Consider the following 23,852-nt stretch of genomic DNA (forward strand, 5'->3'; position numbering starts at 1 on the left):
TCTTCATAATACAGTTCGGTTTAGAACTTCATCGAACCGTATTATGGAGATATCAAAGAACGCTTTTTACCTTTACACTTGCCGCGATCGCAGAATCATTAAGAGATGGCTGTTGTTTTGCCTGTAATTCCTGTCGGAGATTCTTGTAGGCAGATGGATCTGCTGGCATCATCAACTCTCCAAGCAGGTTTCCTTGTTTGCGGCGGGTGCCAAGACCCCATATCCTGAAGCAACTCATCAATGTAATGGAATGTAAAAGGAGTCACACATGCTCCACTAACGAAAGCATAGGGTCTATCTTTCCTCCTCCATTCCAACTCTACTGTTACATCCTCTAACATCTGTTGCGGGGATGGTAAAGGTAAATTTCCTTTGACATACTCTGATAACCACCTAGCACCAATTTCTGCTGATAACTGGGCACAGAAAGTATAATTATAACCAACAAAACCCATCTGGGGAACATGAGGGTGAATGAGATGGCGGTAAAGATGGATAGTGCCTTGCTCATCAAATACGTGTCTGCGATACTTCTCTTCTAAAAAGGGGATATCTTGAAGAAACCCTGTGCCAAAGACAACCACATCTGCCTGTATTTGCTCCCCGTTATCCAATTCGACACCACTAGCAAAAAACTTGTTGATTTTTGTCTTCACAGCACGAATTTTGCCTGCGCGTACATGTTCAAAAAAGCCTTCAGGCACCAAGCCGACACTACAACCAATCAATTTGTTCATCGGCTGTTTGGGCACCATCCCACAAGCATCAAGAGGAAACTGTAAACGCATAATAGTCTCATTCAGCCGCCAGAATGCCCACACTAGTGGCTTGCCAAAACTATGCAGCCACTTTTCCCATCCTTGAAGTTTATGATAGGGCATCCAAGTTTCTGCAAACCGAGTCAGGAAAATATACTTGATGTTGAACAAACCGAGAAAGAAGTTGGGAAATTTCCACAGCGCTTGACGGAACACAAGGGTACATTCCTTAGCCTTGCTAGCTGCGAAATTTGCCAAATCGGTGGCTGACTTGCCAAAACCGACAACAACCACGCGCTTACCCTCAATTACAGAGGCGTCATTAAAGTTATTACTATGTATTACCTTACCTCCGGCGGCAATGAACTCTTCCATTCCCGGCAAGTTAGGAATGTAGGGAATATCATAAAGACCATTGCACACAATCACAAAGTCGAAGTTATAATTTTGTTTTCCGATCTCCTTACCATTTTCTTGAAAGCTAACACTAACTATCCATCCAGGAGTATTTCCTGATTTGCGCTCCACTTTAGTTACGTTTGCACCGAATTGAATTTTTTCTGTGACACCAAAGTGTTGGGCATAGGATTCAAGGTAAGCGCATATTTGTTCTCCTGAAGGCCATTCTGGATAAGAGGCAGGCATAGGATAGTCTGAGAAAGCATAGGTGTCTCTGGGATTTTGGAGCGACAGTCCTGGGTAAGCTCTCGACCTTTCCCACACACCGCCAAGTTCCTGCTGCTTCTCGAACAATGTAACCTCGTAACCTTCTTCAATAAATGTCTTGGCTGAGACTAATCCGCTCACTCCTGCCCCAATCACGCATATTTGTTTCGCTGTCATCTTGGATTTTCCTTAATTATTATTGGACTTACGGAAAAATACACGCAGTAAGGGCAATTCATGAATTGCCCTTACTTACCTGAAAATTAAAGTTTTGACTATTGTTTGCGTAAGTTCTATATTAGATTGGCACAGGAATTTGATATGCGCTATCGTTAACTGATGAAGTCGGAAAATGATTGTCTTTGAGGTATTCTGAATGTTCTTGAGACTTGATTACATAAGTTAAGTATTCATATTGAGAGGGTAGATTTGTACTCAGGTAATTGGCTTTTTCTTTAATTGCCTGAAATTTAGCTAGCGCCTTCTCGTCGTCAAGATGCTCCAGCAGAGGTAAACTAGCTTCAGGCTTATGATTGAGTCCAAGTAACATTACCGAATAAGAGTATGTCTCGAACCCATGAAAATATGGATTGATATTCTTTTTATTTGGTAATCTGCTTTTCCACAACTTTAACTTTTCTTGCAGTTCCGTAGGAACTTTAATTTCTTGCTTAGTTGCTTGCCAAAACTTTGTATCTGCTCGATCGCTGGCACGGTAATGGAGTACCAAAAAGTCCCGAACACCATCTAGACAGTTAGCGATCGCTCTATTATAGTTGCGGATCAACTCTTCATTGAACGACTTCCCTGGAAAGTGATTGACTAACTCTTCAATTCCATGCTGAATAAAAAATATGCCAGTAGATTCTAATGGTTCAACAAATCCACTGGAAAGCCCTATTGCTACACAGTTTTTCACCCATGAGTTTCTGTTACGTCCAATCCTCATTTGGATATGAGAAGCTTTGCAATTATCAGCGACATTTCCTAGATGCTGGCGAAATTCTTGTTCTGCTTCCTGTGCAGAGATGAAGGCGCTGGAATAAACATATCCTGTACCATCTCTGCCATACAAAGGTATATTCCAGACCCAACCTGATGAGAGAGCAGTTGCAGTTGTGTAAGGGTTGATGCCATTTTTCTGAATATCGCTTGGTATCTGTATGGCGATCGCGCGATCGCACAGTAGCGACTCTGAATAAGAAATGAATGGCTCACCAAGAGCTTTGTTAATCAAAAGACCACGGAAACCACTACAGTCAATGAAAAGGTCTCCACTGATAATGCCATGCTCGTTAGTGTTGAGACTATCTATGCTTCCATCTTCGGTTAAATTTACATCTACCACATCATCAACAATTTGTTTCACGCCCCTCTGTATTGAATAATCTTTCAAGAATCTAGCAATTAGATTTGCATCAAAATGGTAGGCGTAAGGATATTGACCTTCAGCATCAGCAAGTGTGATGAGATTTTTGTCAGAAAAATGTTTCTCTGAGAATAAATGTTCTACTCTATCATCAAAGATTTTGCCATTAAGATATCTCGGAGACCTTTGGCGATCGCACAGCGTCGGTGCCATGAAGCAGGAATAATCAAATGCCTCATTGGCACTCTTAAGTTTTAACCACCATTCAGAGATACTGAATCCATCAATAAAATCAAATCTTTCAAAAGGGTGGTAAAAGTGTCTTCGATCGGAATTCCAATCAACAAATTTAATCCCCATCTTATAAGTAGCATTGCATTTTGGCATCCATTCATATTCTTGTAATCCCAGAAAATCAAAAAATGACTTGATGCTACTAAAAGTTGCTTCGCCAACTCCAATTTTTGTAATATTAGAAGACTCTACCAAGGTAATCTGAACATTTTTTTTCAAGGCTTTGCTCAAATAAGCTGCCGTCATCCAACCTGCTGAACCACCACCGACAATTACAACATTTTGTACGTGCTGTGACATAGTAAAATTTCTCTTTGCGGCTTTAATTAAGTATTAATTGTCCATTTCCAGAAGCTAGTTAATTTATCCAGCTTTTAATAGTTGCTCAACTTGATGGTTTTTCGCATATACCAAAAGACCATTTGTAAATTGGGTAAAAACTGTAAATAAGTTTTCAACCAGTTCAAAAGCTTCTTGTTGGGCTGCTTCTGATAGTGGAATATCTTGTAACAATTGATCTATTCCAGATGAACCTGTCATGTGACCAGTTTCAACATCCAAATGGAAATCTGCAAAATATCGGCATGGTTTTTGGGTAATTGCTTTAATTTCTTTGCCAATCTCTGCTGCTATAGAAAACATTATATTACCTGTTGCTTCGGTAACTTCAATGACTATTAGTTTTTGAATAGGAGTAGCTTGCAAAGTATATCGATAGAGTTGATAGCTCAACCAGCGAGCATTCTGAGTTTCTTCACTCCAAAGAAATTTCAATGCATCACTAAATTGCAAGGTTTTGTCAAATTCTAAATTCTTCAAATCTTCCAGAAACCACAACCAATGATGGTCATCTTCATAAGTATGTTTGTTAATTAATGTCTGAATTGGATCGTTTGTTGGTTCTACTCGCAAAAAATACTTATTCAGTTCTCCGAAATTCATAATAAAATGAGCAGCACATGGTGCCCAAGCTAACCTTTGTCTGGGATTTATACTTTTCTGTTGCATAAAATTAAACAATGGCACTTGAGCAAATTCTTGTTTTTTTTGTTCAATCAATGCTAGTACTTGTTGCATTTTTAATTGTGCTGAGTTTCAATGTTTAATATTCAAGCAGAAGTAACTTTCCGACTTTGTTGTGGGAAGGTAATCTGCTTAAGCTTTGGTTGTTAAATTCTCAAAGCTTTTTTGATAATCATTAGCTCAAAACCCACTATTTGAATAGCAAATAATGTCTAATTTGTGATATTGCAGGTTTAGTTAAAAGTGTGTAGATAATTGGTCTTTGAACACACGATAAATCTCACCTCTACATCAGGGCTTTAGGTATATTGTGTTATATCGTATTGAGGCTAACGCTAAATTGTAACCAGGTAATTTACTGTTATTGTTTTTACTTTAACTTCAACATATCTATGTAATAAACGTAGCCTTTACTTAAGTACGCTTGTTAAGAAAGGGTCTTATATGAGCGTTTCCTGCGCTCATAAAAACCAAATCGGCTAGTTAGACCTTCTACCCTAGCCAAAATTTGAGTATATACTTGGAAAGATTTTTAGACTTGTTGTAGCTAAAGATAGTATAAATAATTACTTTATATCCTCAAGTATTAATGTAGACTCAGCAGTACGCCCAAATTCTTCTGGCGCATATTGCAAGTGAACTTCTGCACCAGGCCAAGAAAATGTCCCAGGTGTCACAGAACGGACTAAGTAATGCAAGCTATAAACTCCTGGTTCCAGGTGGTCGGCGTAGGCGATAATGCGATCGCGGTACACATTCTTAAAACCAAGTTCCCAGCTATCGGCTTTTGCTTGTAATGCAGCTGTAGCAGTTTGAAAACTCGCATCCACCGCCTCAAATCCTGCTGGTAATGGATCTTTAATCACCAAATGATCCACGGGGCGATCGGCGATGATTTCTAAATCAATATCAAACACTTGTCCAGAGGCTAAAGTCAAGGGTTTATCGAAAGCATAAAGACCTGTTTTTTGCAAAACTTTTTCTTTATTTACTTGACTAATTTCTCGTGTTATGCGTAAACCATTAAACCTGCCTGGTTGATTACCTTGCAAGCGATAATTATAAGCAACCAGATAGTGTAAAGTGCCATTACCTGATTTTTGCAGGGTTAAATCATTACGCCCACGAGGTAATTTATTCATCGGCACATTTAGCTGTAAGCTGGGATTTTGATAGCCATTAAACTGATTTTCTCCTAACTTATTACCAGCTAATTCCACTGTGGCAACAAAATTAGGTGGTGTGGGTTGCAGTTGACTATAATCTACCAAAGCTGTTAAAGCTTGGGCATTATTATAATTGGTTTGCCACGTACCATCCCGGCGCAATGCCAGAAGACTTTGGAATAATTTATCTATAACTTCGGGTTTACTTTGTTTGGCAATAAATAAGCGTAAAGCTTGCGCTTGCGTCGTAGTAGATGAACTCATCCATCCCCAACTAGTTGGTAAACTCACAACTGCTGTGCGACCAGTTTCATAGATATTCTGTTGCAGCTTGTTCACTAATTGTTGAGATTCATCTTGCCATTCTGGGAATTGAGATAAGTATCGCGCTAGTTTAATTTGAGTTGCTACATCAAAGCTATTGCGCTGTTCATAAATATCTGCAAGGAAAGTATTGCGTTTGTCTCCTAATTCTGCTAAAGAGATTAAAGCATTAAGTTGCAGTTGCCTTTTACAGAGTAGTTGTTTGCAAAAGTCGTATTCTCCGGGGTTTGCTAGAACTTTTTGTAAATAAGGTTTGAGGCGAGACACTGTTGCAGAATCGACTAAATTAGGGAACACCTGACTAGCTTTAGCCAAAGATTCACCCGTATAGGAAGAAACCCAAGGGTCGGATTTTTCTTGTCCGGGGAAAGCAGCAAAACCACCATCTGCTATTTGGAGTTTTTGTAATTTTTCAATTGCTTGACTTGCCTGTTGGCTAGGATTAAATTCTGTAAATGTCTGACCATATTTCTGTGCAATAATTTGCAAATTAGCAGCAATTATTAATTGACTCGCCGCCGGTTCTGTAAATGGTAAATCATCATCTTCTACAGTCTGTTTTGCTGGTGCTTTAATTTCTGGAATCAAAGTACTCGCCAACTGAATATCTAAACCTCCCGCATCAGGGAAGGTATTTTTATCAACATTTAAGGGAATCTTCACCTGTTTTTCAGTGACACCAGATTCAACAACTTGTTCGGTAATTTCAATTGGCTTAATTTCCAAAGGTACTTCAAAAGCATCTGCGGCTGTACCATTTAACTGAGTCATAAAGCGAACTTTACCAGTTCCCACACTATCCGCCAGCATGGGAAAACGATAAGCGTGAGTTGCGGATTCAGCTTTGGTTTGCAAAGAAGTAGCTGTGGAGTTTTTGTCAGCAAACTTCACATTACCGCTAAGTTCGCCATTTATTGAGAGATTTCCTGTATTTCCAGTGTTGTTAGTTACAGATAAACCGGCGAGAATGCGATCGCCTGGACGGGCAAACTGTGGCAAGATGGCATTAGTTAGCAGTGGCTTAGTGCTGATAAAGGTAGCGTCCCCATTCCCAAAACGCAGATTTCCATCAGTGGCGACAGCCATCACCCGCCATGTAGTTAAGTCATCCGGTAATTTAAAGGTTATCTGTGCATTCCCATTTGCATCGGTAAGGACAGAACCGTTGTAGTAAGCTAAGGCTTGAAAATCGGTGCGAGTGCGAGTATTGGCTGCACCAGTTGAAAAACCACCGCCATAACCCCAACCTTTCGGTTTAGCTACATCTTGTGCTTGTAATATGACATCTGGGCGATTATCGCTAAAGCGCGTAGAAATTGGCTGTTCTGCATAAACTGTATCTACCAAATCTGGCGGACGATAACCAGAAAGTTGTAACACCGCCTCGTTTACCACCATCACTGTAAACTGTCCTTTGGCGGGGTTTCCTTGATTGTCCTTCAGTTCTAGTTGTACCGTTTCCTCTGCACCAGGTTCTAATGATGCTTGCACTGGCTTAACTTGCAGTTTTAAATACTTATCTTCTAAATTAACTTTAAAAGGTGTAAAACCAATCTTCACCAAGTTTTCTAAACTTCCCGCTTCTACTTGATTTATGGGTTTACCTTGTCTGACTAATACAGCTTCAATGGCTGCATTTGGCAGCATTTCTGGCGTAACTTGAAACTGTATTTGTGGTGCGCCTCCCTGAACTTTGATAATCTGCTGATAAAGGGGTTTATCTTTAATCACAGCAAAGTACAACTCTGCATCTGCATAGGGAGATTGAATTAGTGCAGTAGCAGTTTCACCAGGTTTAAACTCTTTTTTATCTAATTTAACTTCTAAAACATCTTCTTCTCTAGAACCCCAAAATACTGGATTTTCTCCAGTTGCCCAAATTTGTAAATCTGTGGCACTTAATTCACCTTTAGCATCGCTAAAATTAACTCTAATCCGATATGAAGCGGATTCTGGTGCTGTTAAATTTACCGATTGTGGATTACTTGCAGATGTAATTTCTGTTTGTCCTACTGTTTTATATTCAACTTGATTTTTTGGAGTTCGGCTACCTTCCACCAATTGGGTAACGCTGCTATATTTAATCTGTTGTAATTCCACCCTTACTCGTTGACCTGTTATCGGTTTTCCTGTAGGGTCAGTAACAATCACTTCAACAGGAAAAGCCTTACCAGCATCAGCAATGAAATTACTTTTTAACCCAATCAGGCGATTACTTGGTAAAGCTGTAAATGTTTTGGAATTCGCTACAGACAAATTAGAAACATCTGCAACTTGCACATCTACTTGGTAAGTCATCGGATATGGTAAATCATTAGCCACATTTACAGTTTGACTACTTTTACCATTAGCATCTAGTTGGGCATTAGTTTGTAATACATCAGTAGATATAGTAGGGGTTTCCTCCGGCCATAACCATTGTCTACCAAAACTAAATCCCTCCCAACCTTTAGGAACAAAATCAGCCTGCTGGCGAGTAATAAAATATTTTGCTTCTCCACCTTCTACAGGTGCGCCAAACAAATAATTGCTTGTAGCATTAATATTAACTTTTTCGTCAATGAGAGCAAATTCTTTATCTAAGTTAAGTTCGGCTTTAAAGTTGGGTGGCTTAAACTCAGCTACCCGAAACTCTCCAGAAATTTCTTGTCCATTTTTACCTTTCGCCTGGATTGTATAGTAGCCTAAGCGCTGAGTAGTTTTAATTGGCAGTTCCAGAGAAAAACTGCCAAATTCATTTGTGGTTTGCGTACCTAAGCTGGTTTTTTGTCCATCGGGATTTACCAAAGTTAATTGGTAAGCAGCATTTTTATCTTGCTGAATTGCACCATTTTGTAAATAGTCTGCAAAACCAGTCAACCAAGCCTTTTCGCCTGGTTGATATAATTGTCTATCCGAGAAAATTACCCCGCGTGATTCTGGCTTCTTATCTTGCCAACCTGCATCAATGCCGTAGCCATAAACGCCGCTATATTCTTCAGTTCTAGCAAATGCCCAATCTTGATTCTCACGGGCAATTACTAATAACTGTGGTGATTTACTAGAGCTTTCATTGCCAGAATAACATTTCTGTAATCCTTCACGAGCAATTCTAAAAATTCCATTGTCATCAGTTTTACCTGTTGCACAAGGTAAAGCTTCTGGGCGAGATTTTGCTTGTAATTTTGATTGATAAATTTCAACAGCAGCCGCTTGAACTGGCGAACCATCTGTAAGATGATTGACACGAATTAACCCTGACTCAGGAAACCACTGAGTAAATACGCCCAAATTTGTCAATTCAACCATGCCATAAGTCGTAGGTTCGCGCCACAGTTCCTTCCCATTCTCCTGATATTTATTCGTGCGGGCTTGGACTCCATAAGCTAACATCCCCGTAGTAGAATTTATTTTTTCCCGCAGAGGAACAGCAATATCAACTGATTGATTTTTCTTACCCGATACCTTAAAGCTTTGCCATTCAGAAGGTTGTGGTAATAAATCACTACTATTATTAAAATAAACTAAATCTGTCGGTTGAACTACTCGATAAGCTGCTTTGTATTTGGATTCTGGCAGATTTCCCGTACTAATATTTAACTGTAAATCTTTACTTGTAGGGAAAATATTCAAATCTGATGGTACCCAGATATCTCCAGCTAAATCTCCAGTATCATATTTAAGGGTGACGGGTTTACCCAAAGTTTGCCCAAACTTATCTTTGAGATTTTCGCCGATAGTAATTGTATAAGTCTTGGCAGGTTCTAGTGCATAAGGATTAATCCCGACAATTTTATCTTCATCATTAACTTGCAAAATTCTCGAAATTTCTTTTGGTGCTGGATTAATAGTAATGTTTTCTTTAGCTGAATCTGCTAATAAAATATTATTAAATTCTAGCTGCGGACTGCCTTTAACAAATCGTCCAAATGTTCCGCCTGAATCTGGCTGTCCGTAATAGTTAATTTTTTGAAATGCTAAAGGCGAATAAGTTGCTAATTTACTGGCAAATTCTTTTTCTGTCGCTAGATTGCCATAAGCAGGACGTATTCCTGGAGAAAATACCAGGCGATAACTGGTTGCTTTTTCTAAATTTTGCTGTGGGATGAGATTATAAATCCAATTGCGTGCTGAAGGGTCAAATTTTTCTAAAGGATCTTCTTCATTTTTTATTGGTTTTTCTTCTTTGTTTAATTCAACTTTAAAACCTATACCCTTTTTTTGACCTTCTGGAATTAGCTGTAAATGTTCTTTGACAGAAGCTAAATCCAACTCGACATTAGAAGTAAATTGTAGCTTCTGTTGTAAATCAATTGGTTCGATATCAGCCTTTTCTATGGGATTGACACCGGGTAAATTAGTTAATTTAATGGATTCAGTGTTGAAAGTCCAAGGTAAATCTTTGTCTAGGCGATGATTTTTTAAATCGGCTAAACCTGCTTTCAGAGTAACTTGAAACCTTGTCGCTATTGGTAATGCTTTTTCAGCTTGGAATCCCACCATACGCGGTGTTAAAAAGCGAAATTGTCCGGGTAAAGGCGGCCAAAGAGCAAATTTTTGTAATAATTTTTGTTGTTCTGGACTATCAAGACTTTCAACTGGGATTAAAGCTTCTTTAAAACGGATGCGGATTTGATTGAGGGGTTTTGCATCTCCAATGGGACTTATTTGTTCAATCCAGTCTGGTAATTTTGGTGGTGTGAGTGGGGATACTGCTGGGAGTTGTTCTTTACTTGAGTTAATACCAAAAAAATTACACCCTGCCATCCCTAATATAAATGTAAAGAGAAGGATAAACTGTATTGTTCTCTTCCGGCTTGAAGAACGCCTAATTTTTTTTACCGAATTCCTAATAATCCTAAGAACGCGATAGGTTATTTTATGCTGGAAACGCATTAAAACTCTGATAATCATTTTTCTAGTAATTAAAAATAAAAAATTTACACGCTATAGCAAATAAAGACTTGCATTACCTGATGGAGCCGGAAATGCCAACATTAATAAAGGACGCAAGATAACTAGTTATTTTTACACCAGCTGCGGAGGTAACGTCTGTTTATTTACATAGATAACTAATCTAGTGTTATTGTTCCAAAAATGACTACAATTCTTAACTATAAAGAAGTATTTAAATTTCGCAAACATTAATTTACATCTGCTGAGTTAGTAAAAATTAATTATTAAGGATTTGAAATATTTACTGATGTAGATGTAATCGCTGCGTCAAGATTAAGGTAGGTTTTCTTGGACAGGGGATTCCCTGATGAAACTAATTTTACGATCGCTACTCAAACTTAAGCACACTAGTAAAGTTATCTTAGCTGTGCTGCTAATCTGTCTGCTGGTACGCTTACTCCCTTATTTTGCGCCCATTCGGGCCGCAGATATTGCCCAAAATCAGTTGGCAATGCAATTTAGCGATCGCAATGGTTTACCATTAGGAACATTGCTCACCCGCGACCAAGAACATACATCAGTAGTACCCCTAAATCAGGTTTCGCCCCAGTTTATCCATGCTATTTTAGCCGCCGAAGATGGCAGCTTTTATCATCATGGGGCGTTGGATATGAAAGCTATTATCCGCGCCAGCAAAGAAGCCATCCACGCCAAAAGAATTGTTTCCGGCGCTTCCACTATTACTATGCAGTTAGCGCGAATGTTAGATCCAGTACCGCGCAGCTTCTCTGGTAAACTAAGTGAAATTTGGCTAGCTTGGCGGTTAGCAGCAGGGATGAACAAAGATGAAATTCTGGCTGCATATATCAATCGGCTACCAATGGGCGGGAATATATATGGTGTGGAAGCCGCCGCGCGGACTTATTTTTCCATTCCAGCTAGTGAGTTGAATCTTGCTCAAGCTAGTTTGTTAGCTGCTATTCCTAATAATCCCACATATTTTAATCCTTACGAACATTGGGAACGGCTGAAGCAGCGACAAAAATACGTCCTTAATCGGATGGTACAGGAAAAGTATATTAATGGAGCGAACGCAACCCGAACACACACCGAAAAGGTTGTGTTTCAGTCTCGCCAAGGGGGAATTATCGCCGCACCACACTTTTTGTTTTGGTTAGCCAATCAGTTTGATAAGACGCAAACAGAACAAAATTCCCCCATCCGCACGACTATCAATCGCCCTTTGCAGCAGTTTGTCGAAGCACAGGTACAACAGGTAATTTCTTCCCTAGCCGCTAACAATGTCCATGATGCTGCTGCGTTGGTGATTGATAACCACACTGGTGAAGTTTTGGCTTATGTCGGTTCACCTGATTACTTTAATGAAGCCAAACTGGGGACGCAATGATGGAGTGCAAGCACTACGTCAACCAGGTTCTACCCTCAAGCCTTTTGTCTATGAATTAGCTTTAGAAAAAGGTTTAATTCGGCCAAACAGCATTTTGGCAGATGTACCCGCCCATTATGCAATTCCCGGCGCGAAACTTTACAGCCCCACAGATTACACCGAAAGATTTCTTGGCCCTGTGCGGGTACGAATCGCTTTAGCAAATTCTTTAAATGTACCTGCAATAAAGGTGTTAGAAAAAGTCGGTGTGGAAACTTTCTTAGAACGATTGCATCAACTGGGATTTGAACACCTCAATCAAACTCCAGAACATTATGGTTTGGGGTTGACTCTAGGTAGTGGCGAAGTCAGTCTTTGGGAATTAGCCCGTGCATACTTAACCATAGCACGACAAGGAGAGGCGATTCCTTTAGTAAGCACATTTTCCGATTCCCCAATCCAAAATTCCAAATCTCAAATCGTTCGACTGAGCGAAGTCGAAGTCCAAAATTCAACGACAATATGGCAATTAATCACCAATATACTCAGTGACAGCTATGCTCGTGCAACAGCATTTGGTGTAAACTCGGTGTTAAATTTACCCTTTCCTGTTGCTGTTAAAACTGGCACTTCTTCCAATTTTCGGGATACTTGGACTGTTGGTTTCACTACAGATTACACCGTCGCTACTTGGGTAGGCAACTTCAACGGCGAACCGATGCGACAAGTTTCAGGTGTGACGGGCGCAGCACCTTTATGGAATCGAATTATGTTACATCTGCACGAACATCAAGAACCAGCAGGTTTTCCATCTCCAAAAGGTTTAGTGCAATTACCTGTTTGTGCAATTTCTGGGTTACGACCCACCCCAGATTGTACCTCAGTGGTGCAGGAATATTTCTATCCTGAAGATAAAAGTAATTACGAACGCGAGCATCAATTTAATTTGCCACCAGAGTATGATGAATGGTTAGCAAAACAACAGCAATCAAATTTTACTTCTACCAGTTTGAGAATTTTATCTCCCCATCATGGCGATTTATTTTTAGTTTATCCTGGCGAACAAACGCAGCAAAAACTCGAATTTAAGCTAGCGGGAAATAAATCTGCACCAGTGGAGTGGTGGTTAAACGGCGAAAAGTTAGATACAAACTCAGCTAATTCTTTATTTTGGAATTTGCGTCCTGGTAAGTGGGCTTTGGAAGCGAGAAGCGGGGAAATGATGGACAAAGTAAGTTTTCAGGTAGAGTTAGCTAATGTTAAACCTACGCGTCGAGGATTTTCTATTAGTAATAATTGAAATAGCAAAGATGGCTCTCTGTCAATGTGTAACTATTGAACGTGTCTGTTTGATAGGAATCTCAATGATAAACTCTGTACCCTTACCAGGTACAGAAATACACTTAATTTTTCCTTGATGTTTTTCCACTATAATTTCGTAACTAATAGATAATCCTAAGCCAGTACCTTTACCTATAGGTTTAGTAGTAAAGAAAGGGTCAAATAATCTAGTTTGATCTTCTTCAGTTATTCCTAAACCATTATCTTTTATACTAATAATTACGCATTCTTTATTTTTAACTTGAGTATGGATAATAATAGAATTAAGCTGTCTTTCAATATCTCCTTTTAAACACTCTACTTCCCGTTGATGTAAAGCATCAATAGCGTTACTGAGGATATTCATAAATACCTGATTTAACCCTCCTGCATAACATTCAACAAGAGGCAAATTTCCATAATCTTTAAGAATTGCAATTTCTTGCTGTTTATGATTTTCTTTGAAACGATACTGTAAAATTAATAGGGTACTATTAATTCCTTCATGAATATCAACAAATTTCATTTCTGCTTCATCAAGGCGCGAGAAGTTACGCAAAGTTAGTACAATTTCACGAATCCGTTCAGTACCAACTGCCATTGATGATAAGATTTTCGGCATATCATCAACAATAAACTCTAAATCTATCTCATTAATTAGAGTAGTTATTTCTGATTTCTTACTAGAACAGTGCTGCTTATACAGTTTAATTAAAGTTAGTAATTGCTGACTATATTCTCTAATATGTATCAGATTACCATAAATAAAATTAACTGGATTATTGATTTCATGAGCAACACCAGCAACTAGCTGACCTAATGAAGACATTTTTTCAGTTTGAATAAGTTGTACTTGAGTATGTTGCAATTCTTGCAGTGTATTTTGTAGCTGAATATTTTTATGTTTTAATTTTGCTGTTCTCTCCGCAACTTGCATTTCCAACCGACAATTCGTTTCTTCTAAAGCGGCTTGAGCAATTTTTTTAGCTTTTAAGTATTGTTGTAATAAATGCAATACTAAAAGCCATGCCGGAATCAGCATTACTAAACTTATAATAGACTCCGAAATTGCCCATAGGATTCTTTGATAATATTCATCAACCTTATGCTGTAATTCCAATGAGATATTATACTTTCTTTTCATCACCCCATCAGCATAAATTTGCTTCTGAGTTTCATATTCATGGCTAAAAAGTAGTTGTTGTGCTGTCTCTTTTTGATTTTTATTAACTAAGTCAAAAGATTGATATTCCATTGTGACTAGGCGCTGATTAGCAGCATCAATTTTTTTGGCATCCTCATTTTTATATGCTTGAGGAGCTAGTTTAATTGATTCTTTAATAGCAATGTCAAGCTTAGGTTCAAATTGGCGATATCGTTGTTCCCAAATAGTGTTTCCTGTAGCAGCATTCATGCGAGATGACATAGTTAGTACTTCATCAAAATAAGTAATTTCATCACTTAGTTTTTGAAGTTTAAATTCATTTTTAGTAATACTATTGAAGTTATAATATGCTTGTAAGTTGAGCCAAATTTGAGGAATGAATAAGAGCAGAGTAAGCAGTACTGTTACAGTTATTAGTTGAGAAGAAGCAAATCTCAGTTTATAAGATAGATGCATTTTAATACTATTTTTTTAGATATATTTTAATTCGTTCTTGTCGCCATTAATCCTCTTGCATAACTTGAGAATCATCAGTATTGATACCGAAGAAATTTCTCAAAAATCCTATGGTTTCATTTTGGTAAATTTCAAAGTCAATTTCATTTATTTGTTTAGTTTTAATCTTTCTGCCATAGATAAATCCTAATTTAAAACTCATAAAGTCTAGCTTGGAAAAATTATAAGGAACTGGATATATAAATTTAGCAAAAAATTGATAGATGAATAAATGTAGTTGATTAGTCTTTAAGTCATTACCCATTGTAAATCCTATGACAAAAGCTTCATCTTGTGAAGAAATCCCTCTATCTAAAAGTATGTGAATATAATCATGATGGAGTAGACTAATTTTTCCAGGTAATGCCATTATGCTATTAGGATTCTCTAGCAGCCAAATGACAAAAGGCATTTTCGGCTCACCATGTAACCTAAATACTAATGAATGTGCTTTTTTCAAATTCATTTGAGCGATATCTATTTGAAAAGCTTTATCTAAATCAAAAGCCATATTTTGTATATTTATAATCAAACAATTAACTTATTAATATTTGTTTTTCTGCTAATTTGTCTATAATTATCGACAAAATTATTTTTATTTTTATAATTAAGTATATAAAAAATAATTTTACATAAAATTACAGTATTATCACTGAAGCTTGTGCTAAGAGCAAAAGCATCTAAATGAAGAATCATCGACTGAGATAAATTGCTGCAATGCTGTGAAAAAAGATGTTGCAGCAATAGCTCGATCGCGCTTTGTTGATGGACTATTTCTCACAGTCTTGAGTTCGATGAATGCGTTGCTCGATACCAGTAACGAATTAGATACCGGAAAGTGTCAAACTAAATATGAAGTTTATAGAAAAACTGCAAACTCAAACCATGACTCAGCAACCAACTGATTTAGATAATAAAGCTGTATTTGAGCAGTTGTGGGAGATTACAAAGGAACTCCGCCAAAAATTAGAGGCTCGTTTTCAGTTACATCCAGACCCTTCTGTAGAAAATTTACAGCAATATAGCAGTCTTGATGGCAACATGAAAGGTTCGCTGACTGCTTTTTCTGGGGAAGAAATTGACTGGCTAGTGCATTCGTGGTTGGGAAACCCAGAAAAATCAAACTTTGGAACTATGCGTCTCACTACTTGGTTGAAGTCCCATATTCAGGTTCCTCATTTGGCCTTTGAGTTTGGCACACTTCCAGATGGAAATATTTTATTTTATATAGATTACATTGCTCGAACTGAGCTTCTAACTGATTTGGCATATCTCGATCGCTACTATGAGCCAGTTAATCAAACATTCTTAAAGTTACAGTCAGATTCTAGGCTCAAGGTATTTACCAGCAAAAGTGCTTATATTCGTCTATTTCAATCGCCTGTTAGCTTGTGTTACACAGGCGCACCTACTTTTGAAACTCTCGAACTAACTCGCACAGTTGCACGCGAAACACTCGATCGCTGGTTAACTTGGGTAGATGTAGCTGAACCTGTGCCAGAAGATGCACGAGAAACTTTAGCGGCTCGTGATTTAGCGCTCCGCCGTATCAGTGCTGAACGCGATCCAGGTAATAAATTTGCCGCACAGATGTTTGGCTCGGAATTGACAGATAAACTTGTGCGATCGCTCTGGGGTGGCGATCGGATTCTCTAAATTGGTCATTTGTCATTGGTCACTTGTACTGAGTTTCGACTGCGCGGTAATCGAGCGAAGTCGAGATTCAACTACCGCGTAGTCGAAGTATTGGTCATTTGTTATGACCCTCAATTTTCCATGTCCACTAATTTAGAATCGTGCTGCGCTTTAGCATTGCAAGTTATCGGTTGTGCAATCAACCTTCACTCGCGATCGCCAATTACACTTTTACCCCGCTAATACTATGCTGGAAAGAGAAGTAGACCGCAAACACTTCCTGCAAACACAGCAAACCACCATTGAGTGCTTCACCAATTTGGGGATGATTTGAATTTGAGAATGGAAATTGGGGATTAGGAAGTAATAACAAATGACAAATGACAAATGACAAATGACAAAACCAATAGAAGTCCGCAATCCCCGAACTGGCAAATTTGATTACGTAATTATCCCGCCGCCTCCAAGGTTGGTGGTACAGCAATGTAAGCGGACGCGCCGGGCACAAGTTCGCTGGCAGCAGTTGGGCTTAGAGGGGAGAATTGAAGCTTTACAGCAGTGGAAAGATGCGATAATATCTGGACGCGATCGCCTCACGGAAGCTTTGGTAAATGATACAGGAAGATTGTCAGCCTCGGTATTAGAAATAGACTCCTTCCTCTCCAGCATCGATCGCTGGTGTCGGTTAGCACCGGAATTACTACAAGAATCGGCAAAAAATACAGCGATTTCCTTTATTGCCTTGCAACAAACATCTGTTCCTTATCCCTTAGTTGGGGTAATTAGCCCGTGGAACTTTCCCCTGTCACTGTCTACTGTTGATACCATTCCGGCATTGTTGGCAGGTTGTGCTGTCATTGTTAAACCCAGTGAAATCACTCCCCGCTTTGTAGCGCCACTAATTACAGCACTCAACACTGTTCCCAAACTGCACGAGGTATTAACTTTTGTCGAAGGAGCAGGTGCAACCGGATCTCTTTTAATTGAAAATGTAGATTTGGTATGCTTTACAGGCAGTGTAGCCACAGGGAGAAAAGTTGCACAAGCAGCTGCAAAACAGTTTATTCCAGCTTTTTTGGAATTAGGAGGAAAAGATCCGGCGATCGTTTTAGAATCAGCCAACTTAGAATTAGCAACCTCAGCAATCTTGTGGAGTTCTGTTGTCAACACCGGACAGTCATGCCTCTCAATTGAGCGAATTTACGTTGCAGACTCGATATTTGAAAAGTTTTACCATCAACTAGTAGCCAAAGCACATCGCCTGAAGCTAGCCTATCCCACAGTCGAAAGTGGAGAAATTGGCCCGATCGTTGCCGAAAAACAAGCAGCCATTATTAGCGATCATCTTCTAGATGCAGTGGAAAAAGGAGCAGTAATTCACTGCGGTGGTGTCATCGAGGATTTAGGTGGGGGTTGGTGGTGTCGTCCAACAGTGCTTACCCAAGTTAATCATTCCATGAAAGTCATGACTGAAGAGACTTTTGGCCCGATTATGCCAGTCATGCCTTTTTCTGGAGTAGGTGAAGCAGTCTCTTTAGCCAATGACTCAATCTATGGATTAAGTGCTGCTGTATTTGCCTCAGAAACAGAAGCCTTAGAAGTTGCTTACCAAATAGATGCAGGTGCTATTAGTATCAACGATGCTGGACTCACCGCCATCATGCATGAGGGAGAGAAAAACGCCTTCAAATTCTCCGGTTTGGGACAGTCACGCATAGGTGCAGCAGCGATGAAACGATTTATGCGAAAAAAAGCTATTTTGATTAAAACTAATGCTACTAATGACCCTTGGTGGTTTGAAAATGGGGAGTGACCAATGCCATTATCACTATGCAACTGATTACCGTAACCAATGGCGTAGCTTGCCGCCGTACTCCTTTAAAGAAGCAAGCTACGCAAAGCGTCTCCAAGAGTTGGCATTGCATTCTCATCTTCTTCAAAATATCTATTTTAACGTGAGTTCGACGGCTCTAAAAACCCCACTTCCATTCCTCTCCCCCACTCTTCGAGAGGCTTTGAAACCCTAATTTTTTCGTTGTCAACTAAGAATATTTCTGCCCCTCTCCGCCTCAAAGAGGGGTTGGGGAGAAGTTCATCGAACTCACGTTATTTTACTAGAGACGATCGCCTCTGCCACAGTTTCGTCCGCGATAATCAAAGCATCTGGAAGAATTTTGATAGTTTTGGTTCAGAACTACAATGTTTCATGTCTGGAAGCAGATTATGCGCGATCAAGGACGGGAAGCCAGTCATCTGTTTACGGCTAAACCAAAGCCGCCAGAGTGCGATGAGTATGTCAAGGAAAAGGTATTTTCGATTGATTTTGATGCCAACCATCAAAAATATGTATATTCCACTTGTTACCAAAGATGTACAACTTTTAATAGCTGAGAAAATGCAAAATGGGAAAGATGCAAAATCTAAATCCAAGCAACTACTAGAAATTGCTAAAACCGGAGTAGAAAGAGCGATCGCAACCGATGAAGCGACAGCAACGGCTTGGATGAACCAGCAGCTTGAAGCGTTAGGAATCAATCTATCAAACTCAAACTAACCTAATGGAGGCATAATGTATAAGATTACTATAAATCCAGAGCAACTTAAGGAAATCTTCAAAAGCGCGATCGTTGAATTAATTCGTGAAGTCTCGGAATTTATAGCATATTGATGACAATAAAGCAAGCGATCGCTGTTTCCCCACACTCCGCCCCAACAGTTCACAGACCCCAGTTGCCTGATTCTTGCCTAGAGACAGTTATATGACGACTACGACTCAAAAACTCACCTTTGAAGAATACCTTGCCTACGATGATGGCACAGATACCCGCTATGAACTGGTCGATGGAGAACTGGTACCCATGAGTTTAGGAACTGGCAAACATGGGGCAATCATCCACTTTGTTGCACGGCAGTTTGAGGATGCACTGGTGCAATCTGGGGAACCTTGGGTAGCACTTCCTGCCCTCGTTGGTGTTCGCTCTCCGCGTGGGCGAAATTGGGATACTTCCCGTATTCCTGATGTCACTGTTCTAACGGTTGCCCAATGGGAAGCTATGAGCGATCGCGAAGCTGTAATTAATCTTAATGAGCCACCTCCGATTCTAGTCGTCGAAGTCGTTAGTCCCTCGACCAAAGCTGAAGACTACCGCTCAAAACGAGCTGAGTATGGGCTGCTAGAAATCCTTGAATATTGGATCGTTGACCCCTTGGAAGGGAAAATCACCCTCTGCATCCTGGAGCATCAGTTTTACGACTCCACTGAATTTCGAGGAAATGAAGCGATCCAATCCCCCACCTTTCCAAACCTCAATCTCACAGCAGCTCAAATTCTGGCAGGCAAACTCTAAATTGCGTATCCCAGTGGCTCAACTTTGGGAAGGGCTAGAAAATAACTGAATTCGTGAGAATATGATTTCTGTGTAATCACGCCTCTCTCGTCTTCATGCCAACAAATGATTCTGAACTTCAAAGTCAAGAAAAGGAAAATTCTGGATGCGATCGCCTTAATTCCCTTTGAACAATGCCAACCCTTGACTCGTTCGTGATTTTACGAGCATTCCGGCTAGTCCTAGCATCTATGCAATCAGGCACAGGACTGAAGGATTGCTGTACATCGGTAAAACCAAGATGCGGGGGCGTTTCAGTGGTGGACATCAAGCTTTTTTGTGAGCGTGGCTCGATAAGTATAACGATGAAGATGTGCGAATCGCAGTGCAATTCATTTCATATTGGGAAAACCCTACGTTACTATTGGAGCTAGAAGCCATTATTTTAAGAGCCACCGGAACCTCCTTACAACGTCCTAATTCCAACCGAAGTCAGGATTTTGCCACTAATTAGCGTGAGTTTGACGGATAAGACAAGAAGAACCGCTAAGATAGTAATTTCTCCTTTCAGAGATAACCACTGATTATTCTCCAGTCCGCGCAGGCGGACTTTGTTTGTGTAGCCACGACTTCCAGTCGTTAAGCTTTGATCTCAAATCTTAACTTAGTAAGGTACACGCATGGCCAAAGGTGACAAAATAAACTTTTCTACCCCTAGCGGGTTTCCAGAATTTCTTCCTAGCGAAAAGCGTCTAGAATTATATTTGTTAGATATCATCCGTAGAGTTTTTGAAAGCTATGGATTTACGCCCATCGAAACACCTGCTGTAGAACGTTTAGAAGTACTGCAAGCTAAAGGTAATCAAGGCGATAATATCATTTATGGAATTAATCCTATATTGCCACCAAATCGACAAGCCGAGAGAGATAAATCGGGCGAAACTGGTTCGGAAGCCAGAGCTTTAAAGTTCGATCAAACAGTTCCTTTAGCGGCGTATATAGCGCGTCACCTGAATGAATTAACTTTTCCCTTTGCTCGTTATCAAACCGATGTAGTTTTTCGGGGAGAACGGGCAAAAGATGGGCGTTTTCGTCAGTTCCGCCAGTGCGATATTGATGTAGTTGCGCGTCGCGAACTCAGTTTACTCTATGATGCTCAGATGCCTGCAATTATCACTGAGATATTTGAAGCAATTAATATTGGTGATTTTCTGATTCGCATCAATAACCGTAAAGTTCTTACTGGTTTCTTTAAATCATTAGGTATTGCCGAAAATCAAATAAAATCTTGTATTGGTATTGTTGATACTCTAGAGAAAATTGGTGAAAGTAAAGTCAAACAAGATTTAGAGAAAGAAGGGATTGCAGCCGAGCGATCGCAAAAAATAATTGAATTTATCAAAATAGACGGTTCCGTTGATGAAGTTTTAGATAAGCTCAAGCACCTCGCCCAAAATTTACCAGAAACCGAGCAATTGAGTTTAGGAGTTAGCGAATTAGAAACAGTAATTGCAGGCGTGCGTAATCTTGGAGTTGCCGAAAATCGTTTCTGTATTGATTTATCCATTGCCCGTGGTCTTGATTACTATACTGGCACAGTTTACGAAACAACTCTATTAGGACATCAAGCTTTAGGTAGTATTTGTTCTGGCGGGAGATATGAAGAATTAGTCGGGGTCTTCTTGGGTGAAAAAATGCCTGGTGTCGGCATTTCTATTGGCTTAACTCGCTTAATTAGTCGTTTGTTAAAAGCTGGTATTCTAAATACCTTAGCTGCTACACCAGCCCAAGTGATGGTAGTGAATATGCAAGAAGATTTAATGCCCACTTATTTAAAAGTTTCTCAACATCTACGTCAAGTAGGAATTAATGTCATAACTAACTTTGATAAACGTCCTTTGGGTAAACAATTTCAATTAGCAGAGAAGCAAGGAATTCAATTTTGTGTAATTATTGGTTCTGAAGAAGCAGCAGCACAAAAGTCATCGCTCAAAGATTTGAAAACAGGCGAGCAAGTAGAAGTACTACTAGAAAATTTAGCTGAGGAAGTTAAAAGAAGGCTTACCTAAAAGTTGATTTATCAAGTAGCAACTGTCTATCGTGATGCGTTATAGCTTTCGCCTCATATACCTTACTTATTTGGAAGTATTTTATGAGTTTGTCCGATATCCCTAATCTCTGGGTTCCTTTAGCACTTTTAGGTTTAATTGTTATAGCTGCTGTATTTTTCAGCCGCAGCAATTGATATTTAAACGATTACAAAAACTAAGTACACGTCAACGTAAAAGGGGTCGGAAATATCGAGGGTTGATGTTGGGTTTCACTACGTTCCACCGAATCTACGAATGATTAAATTTCATACTCTTTTTGTGGTGGGCTGTACTAAGTAAGGTAAAGTAGGAGAGCCTTGTGCTGTCTGACAGCACTCTGGTAATAATCAACAATTTCGTTGTAGTAATCTGTCATCCAATCCAACATTTCTTCTTCAGACCAGTCAATCCAGGGTATTGGTTCTGATTTCTGTGATTCTCGGATGAAACGATTCTGGAACCCCTCTTGTGAAAGTTCTAATAACCCATCCAGAATTTCTCCAACTTCATCACCTGGCGATAGATACCTCATAGGGCCATAACTCGTTGTATTTTCATCACCGATTTCTTTACCAGCACCAAAAGCATTAATCAAAGGCATACCATCCCACGCAGAATTTTCTATTACTGAAAATGGTAGAAAATCTTTTTTATATCCTTGATCTACTATCAATTCTGGAATTTTTCCTTGAGATGTCGCATAATAACCTGGAACATAACCAGCTAATAGAAATGTCAGTTCTATCCAAGATTTGTGTAAATCTAGTTCGAGATTTTCCCATTCTGCGAGAAACCGTTGTTCTAGCACTTGCCAATCATAATTCTTTTTCCACTGTCGGCGATTTCTAGGAATAAACCTACTTAAACCCTGACTTGTAGGCAATTTATCAAACCGCGCCCTCGCTTTCTTTTTGATTGTTTCATATCCTAACCCATAAGTTTCTCGTTGCCAAAGAGCGGATTCTGGCAACCATTGGGCATCACGAAATACCTCAACAAGAAGTGGATCTTCTTTCAATAATTCAAGTGTCGATGCCGAAATCTGTTTAATCTCACCTGTGATTCCCATAAAACTAAAACTTTGTTGCAGCGCTTAACAGTTATTATCCTCGAAGTATAGCTACAGTTTATCCAAAGCATTACAGTTGAGGTGGAGGTTCAGTTGTATGTTTGCTGTTGTCACACCCGATACAATCCATTTGCCCCCAGGTGCGGTAGTACGCTTACCTGGAAGCTGGCAAGATTATCAAGCACTCAATGAACAACTAGGCGATCGCTCCTCTCCTCGCATTAAATATCGAGATGGAGAAATTATCTTGATGGCACCGCTACCAGAACATGGGCGTAAAGTAAGTGTAATTGCAGATGTAGTCAAAGTTTTGCTCGATCGTTTGGGACGAGAATACGAGGCATTTACCCCAATCACAATGGAACTACCACAGGAAAGTGGTATAGAACCAGACTACTGTTTTTATATTGAAAACTGGCAGGCAATCGCAGGTAAAGATCGAATTAATTGGGGTGTCGATCCATCACCTGATTTGGTAGTGGAAATAGACATCACCAGCTATACCGATGTCAATGACTACCTACCTTATCGAGTACCAGAAGTTTGGTTGTTTAGGAAAAACCAGCTTGTAATTTACAGATTGCAGGGCGATCGCTACACTGTTGAAACCAGTAGCCGTTATTTCCCTAACATCAATGTGTCAGAAGTAGTCACAGAGTCTCTAAGAGCTGATTCGTAAAGAAAATCTGAAGGATACTCAACTCGTTACTAGGTCTGAGTTTCAGCGAATAAGTATTTTTTTGACTCAAATTCCTGAAATCCTTGCAAGACAAGTACTTTACTTGAGTTTACAAATTAGCTCTAAAAATTTCCTACAAGCGCAATACTAGCGCTGTTATTCGGGAATTACGCCAGAAATTGGCGAGTGAGAATTAAAGATTTTGATTTTG

18 protein-coding genes and 1 pseudogene are annotated in these 23,852 nt (G+C 39.5%); 11 read left to right on the forward strand and 8 right to left on the reverse strand.

Annotated elements, in window-relative coordinates; translation table 11 throughout:
- Positions 1 to 98 precede the first annotated feature (98 nt).
- From NSTCB13_RS31615 to NSTCB13_RS31630, 4 genes are all read right to left on the reverse strand, one after another.
- Positions 99 to 1,601: a flavin-containing monooxygenase gene (locus NSTCB13_RS31615; RefSeq protein ID WP_448274994.1), complete on the reverse strand. Its 1,503-nt coding sequence runs from the start codon at positions 1,599 to 1,601 to the stop codon at positions 99 to 101.
- 121 nt (positions 1,602 to 1,722) lie between these two features.
- Complete coding sequence (locus NSTCB13_RS31620) at positions 1,723 to 3,387, reverse strand: tryptophan halogenase family protein (protein ID WP_448266495.1); 1,665 nt, start codon at positions 3,385 to 3,387, stop codon at positions 1,723 to 1,725.
- 63 nt (positions 3,388 to 3,450) lie between these two features.
- Entirely contained in the window at positions 3,451 to 4,164 is a 714-nt protein-coding gene (locus NSTCB13_RS31625; protein WP_448266496.1) for a hypothetical protein, read from the reverse strand.
- Positions 4,165 to 4,676: 512 nt separating this feature from the next.
- Positions 4,677 to 10,346 carry an alpha-2-macroglobulin family protein gene (locus tag NSTCB13_RS31630; RefSeq protein WP_448274996.1) on the reverse strand — a complete coding sequence of 1,890 codons (5,670 nt, stop codon included), beginning with the start codon at positions 10,344 to 10,346 and terminating at the stop codon, positions 4,677 to 4,679.
- Positions 10,347 to 10,842: 496 nt separating this feature from the next.
- On the opposite strand from NSTCB13_RS31630, the gene NSTCB13_RS31635 reads away from it, so the two are divergent.
- Positions 10,843 to 11,883, forward strand: a complete 1,041-nt coding sequence (locus NSTCB13_RS31635) for a transglycosylase domain-containing protein (protein WP_448274998.1) — start codon at positions 10,843 to 10,845, stop codon at positions 11,881 to 11,883.
- Complete coding sequence (locus NSTCB13_RS31640) at positions 11,858 to 13,162, forward strand: penicillin-binding transpeptidase domain-containing protein (RefSeq protein ID WP_448274999.1); 1,305 nt, start codon at positions 11,858 to 11,860, stop codon at positions 13,160 to 13,162. Before NSTCB13_RS31635 ends, NSTCB13_RS31640 begins: the two co-directional genes overlap by 26 nt.
- A gap of 21 nt (positions 13,163 to 13,183) precedes the next feature.
- On the opposite strand, the gene NSTCB13_RS31645 is transcribed toward NSTCB13_RS31640, so the two are convergent.
- Together NSTCB13_RS31645 and NSTCB13_RS31650 are read right to left on the reverse strand one after the other, a co-directional pair.
- Positions 13,184 to 14,803, reverse strand: coding sequence for a sensor histidine kinase (locus NSTCB13_RS31645; protein WP_448275000.1), 1,620 nt, complete (start codon positions 14,801 to 14,803; stop codon positions 13,184 to 13,186).
- Positions 14,804 to 14,849: 46 nt separating this feature from the next.
- Complete coding sequence (locus tag NSTCB13_RS31650; RefSeq protein WP_448266502.1) at positions 14,850 to 15,353, reverse strand: hypothetical protein; 504 nt, start codon at positions 15,351 to 15,353, stop codon at positions 14,850 to 14,852.
- Between the two features lie 211 nt (positions 15,354 to 15,564).
- Between NSTCB13_RS31650 and NSTCB13_RS31655 the strand changes: the two genes are divergently transcribed.
- The 7 genes and pseudogenes from NSTCB13_RS31655 to NSTCB13_RS31685 all read left to right on the forward strand — a co-directional run bounded on the left by NSTCB13_RS31655 (position 15,565) and on the right by NSTCB13_RS31685 (position 19,824).
- The gene (locus NSTCB13_RS31655; protein WP_448266504.1) at positions 15,565 to 15,747 is read left to right on the forward strand and encodes a hypothetical protein; all 183 of its coding nucleotides are present in this window, start codon (positions 15,565 to 15,567) and stop codon (positions 15,745 to 15,747) included.
- A complete protein-coding gene (locus tag NSTCB13_RS31660) occupies positions 15,728 to 16,498 on the forward strand; it encodes a red chlorophyll catabolite reductase (RefSeq protein WP_448275001.1) in 771 nt (256 codons plus the stop codon). The genes NSTCB13_RS31655 and NSTCB13_RS31660 overlap by 20 nt, the downstream gene beginning before the upstream one ends.
- Before the next feature lie 199 nt (positions 16,499 to 16,697).
- Positions 16,698 to 16,811, forward strand: a pseudogene (locus NSTCB13_RS31665) (nitrilase-related carbon-nitrogen hydrolase); the annotation flags it as partial.
- 60 nt (positions 16,812 to 16,871) lie between these two features.
- A complete protein-coding gene (locus NSTCB13_RS31670; protein WP_448275002.1) occupies positions 16,872 to 18,290 on the forward strand; it encodes an aldehyde dehydrogenase family protein in 1,419 nt (472 codons plus the stop codon).
- Between the two features lie 222 nt (positions 18,291 to 18,512).
- Complete coding sequence (locus NSTCB13_RS31675; protein ID WP_448275003.1) at positions 18,513 to 19,031, forward strand: hypothetical protein; 519 nt, start codon at positions 18,513 to 18,515, stop codon at positions 19,029 to 19,031.
- 15 nt (positions 19,032 to 19,046) lie between these two features.
- A complete protein-coding gene (locus NSTCB13_RS31680) occupies positions 19,047 to 19,145 on the forward strand; it encodes a hypothetical protein (RefSeq protein ID WP_448275004.1) in 99 nt (32 codons plus the stop codon).
- Positions 19,146 to 19,236: 91 nt separating this feature from the next.
- Positions 19,237 to 19,824 carry a Uma2 family endonuclease gene (locus tag NSTCB13_RS31685; protein ID WP_445626558.1) on the forward strand — a complete coding sequence of 196 codons (588 nt, stop codon included), beginning with the start codon at positions 19,237 to 19,239 and terminating at the stop codon, positions 19,822 to 19,824.
- 124 nt (positions 19,825 to 19,948) lie between these two features.
- Here NSTCB13_RS31685 and NSTCB13_RS31690 read toward each other — a convergent pair whose 3' ends face one another.
- A complete protein-coding gene (locus NSTCB13_RS31690; RefSeq protein WP_445626557.1) occupies positions 19,949 to 20,131 on the reverse strand; it encodes a hypothetical protein in 183 nt (60 codons plus the stop codon).
- Positions 20,132 to 20,483: 352 nt separating this feature from the next.
- Here NSTCB13_RS31690 and hisS point away from each other — a divergent pair, with 352 nt between their 5' ends.
- Positions 20,484 to 21,872, forward strand: coding sequence for a histidine--tRNA ligase (hisS, locus tag NSTCB13_RS31695; RefSeq protein ID WP_448275005.1), 1,389 nt, complete (start codon positions 20,484 to 20,486; stop codon positions 21,870 to 21,872).
- 313 nt (positions 21,873 to 22,185) lie between these two features.
- On the opposite strand, the gene NSTCB13_RS31700 is transcribed toward hisS, so the two are convergent.
- Complete coding sequence (locus tag NSTCB13_RS31700; protein ID WP_448275006.1) at positions 22,186 to 22,962, reverse strand: DUF1877 family protein; 777 nt, start codon at positions 22,960 to 22,962, stop codon at positions 22,186 to 22,188.
- A 97-nt stretch (positions 22,963 to 23,059) separates the two neighbouring features.
- On the opposite strand from NSTCB13_RS31700, the gene NSTCB13_RS31705 reads away from it, so the two are divergent.
- On the forward strand, positions 23,060 to 23,641 hold the full coding sequence (locus tag NSTCB13_RS31705) for a Uma2 family endonuclease (protein WP_448275007.1): 582 nt from the start codon (positions 23,060 to 23,062) through the stop codon (positions 23,639 to 23,641).
- Positions 23,642 to 23,852 lie beyond the last annotated feature (211 nt).

The organism is Nostoc sp. DSM 114160 (assembly GCF_053470305.1).

Coding starts and splice junctions, on each gene's coding strand:
- NSTCB13_RS31690 (WP_445626557.1), bottom strand. CDS start 20,131: ATGTCCACCACTGAAACGCCCCCGCATCTTGGTTTTACCGATGTACAG.
- NSTCB13_RS31630 (WP_448274996.1), bottom strand. CDS start 10,346: ATGGCAGGGTGTAATTTTTTTGGTATTAACTCAAGTAAAGAACAACTC.
- hisS (WP_448275005.1), top strand. CDS start 20,484: ATGGCCAAAGGTGACAAAATAAACTTTTCTACCCCTAGCGGGTTTCCA.
- NSTCB13_RS31650 (WP_448266502.1), bottom strand. CDS start 15,353: ATGGCTTTTGATTTAGATAAAGCTTTTCAAATAGATATCGCTCAAATG.
- NSTCB13_RS31645 (WP_448275000.1), bottom strand. CDS start 14,803: ATGCATCTATCTTATAAACTGAGATTTGCTTCTTCTCAACTAATAACT.
- NSTCB13_RS31635 (WP_448274998.1), top strand. CDS start 10,843: ATGAAACTAATTTTACGATCGCTACTCAAACTTAAGCACACTAGTAAA.
- NSTCB13_RS31705 (WP_448275007.1), top strand. CDS start 23,060: ATGTTTGCTGTTGTCACACCCGATACAATCCATTTGCCCCCAGGTGCG.
- NSTCB13_RS31680 (WP_448275004.1), top strand. CDS start 19,047: ATGTATAAGATTACTATAAATCCAGAGCAACTTAAGGAAATCTTCAAA.
- NSTCB13_RS31640 (WP_448274999.1), top strand. CDS start 11,858: ATGAAGCCAAACTGGGGACGCAATGATGGAGTGCAAGCACTACGTCAA.
- NSTCB13_RS31620 (WP_448266495.1), bottom strand. CDS start 3,387: ATGTCACAGCACGTACAAAATGTTGTAATTGTCGGTGGTGGTTCAGCA.
- NSTCB13_RS31670 (WP_448275002.1), top strand. CDS start 16,872: ATGACAAAACCAATAGAAGTCCGCAATCCCCGAACTGGCAAATTTGAT.
- NSTCB13_RS31660 (WP_448275001.1), top strand. CDS start 15,728: ATGACTCAGCAACCAACTGATTTAGATAATAAAGCTGTATTTGAGCAG.
- NSTCB13_RS31625 (WP_448266496.1), bottom strand. CDS start 4,164: ATGCAACAAGTACTAGCATTGATTGAACAAAAAAAACAAGAATTTGCT.
- NSTCB13_RS31700 (WP_448275006.1), bottom strand. CDS start 22,962: ATGGGAATCACAGGTGAGATTAAACAGATTTCGGCATCGACACTTGAA.
- NSTCB13_RS31685 (WP_445626558.1), top strand. CDS start 19,237: ATGACGACTACGACTCAAAAACTCACCTTTGAAGAATACCTTGCCTAC.
- NSTCB13_RS31615 (WP_448274994.1), bottom strand. CDS start 1,601: ATGACAGCGAAACAAATATGCGTGATTGGGGCAGGAGTGAGCGGATTA.